Consider the following 1,091-nt stretch of genomic DNA (forward strand, 5'->3'; position numbering starts at 1 on the left):
CTCCGCTACACAGGCCATTGCTTCAACCGCGCTCATGCGCAACAAAGCTGCTGACCTCTAATCCCAGTTGGCGGAAAGCTGGGGGCCACGTCATACGTGTTCGCACTTACTCGGTGGTAACAATGCTCGAGGCTGTCGTTTTTGCAGGGCAAACCAAGGCGGATGGCTGGAAAATTGATCGTGATGGCAGGGAGGTTGGGCCTGCATTCTTTGGTGCGCCTCGGCGGGAAGGGCATCGTGAAAATCTCCGTCGACGTTTGCTTGACGGAGGTGGCGAAGCATTTTCCGATCGAGAGATTTTGGAAAGTCTGCTCATCACTGTAATCCCGCGGGTGGATGTGAAGCCGCTCGTCGGTGCGCTGCTCCAGCGATTTGGTTCGCTTGGTGGCGTATTTAATGCTTCGCCTCGATCTCTGATGGCGATCCCGGGGATAAGGGGGCCGGTGGCGGCCGCTCTGAGGCTGCCGGGAGTTGTAGCGGGCCTCCTCTCGCAGACTTGCGTTCCTGAAAAGCCTATTCTTTCGAGCTGGAAGGCTCTTATCGATTACGTAAAGGTCGGGGCGGCCTTGGCGAATGGCGAGGGATTGCGAGTGCTTTACCTTGACACTCACAATCGGCTGTTGCTTGATCGGATCATTGATGCCGGGAGTGGCGAAAATGTGTTCTCGATCAGGGATGTCATTGGTAATGCAATGACCCTTGGGGCGGCAGCACTTCTCTTCGTTCGCAACGCCTCTGACGCTCAGGTTGAGCCGGAGCCAGTTGAGGTTTCATTCGCCCGGAAGGTTGCCGAGGCTGGGCGTCACCTCGGCATTATCGTGCATGACTACATTTTGATCGGTGAGAAGGAGTGCGTCTCCCTCAAATCTATTGGGCTTATCTAGCGCTTGCTGGGAATGCCTGTGGCTGTTCGGCGTCAGCACCTATGGCCCAGAAATGGGGTTGCGGATAATGGAGGGATTGGGTCTCGTCGTAGTGACGTAAGGAACGCAGATGAGACCCAATCCCTCCAGCCCAAAATCGGCTGCCAAGCCCACCAAGAAGCCTGCCGAGGCGGTGGTGAAGGATATTCGGCGGGCTACGCGCCGTCA

At 56.7% G+C, this 1,091-nt stretch carries 1 protein-coding gene; it reads left to right on the forward strand.

Annotated features, from left to right (window positions below; genetic code table 11):
• Window positions 1–122: 122 nt before the first annotated feature.
• On the forward strand, window positions 123–884 hold the full coding sequence (locus Y88_RS18940) for a JAB domain-containing protein (protein ID WP_036500813.1): 762 nt from the start codon (window positions 123–125) through the stop codon (window positions 882–884).
• The last annotated feature ends 207 nt before the right edge of the window (window positions 885–1,091 follow it).

This window comes from Novosphingobium nitrogenifigens DSM 19370 (genome assembly GCF_000192575.1).
Taxonomy (GTDB): Bacteria; Pseudomonadota; Alphaproteobacteria; order Sphingomonadales; family Sphingomonadaceae; genus Novosphingobium; species Novosphingobium nitrogenifigens.

Bases quoted from the DNA above. Each gene is read 5' to 3' on its own strand.
- Y88_RS18940 (WP_036500813.1), top strand. From the start codon at position 123: ATGCTCGAGGCTGTCGTTTTTGCAGGGCAAACCAAGGCGGATGGCTGG.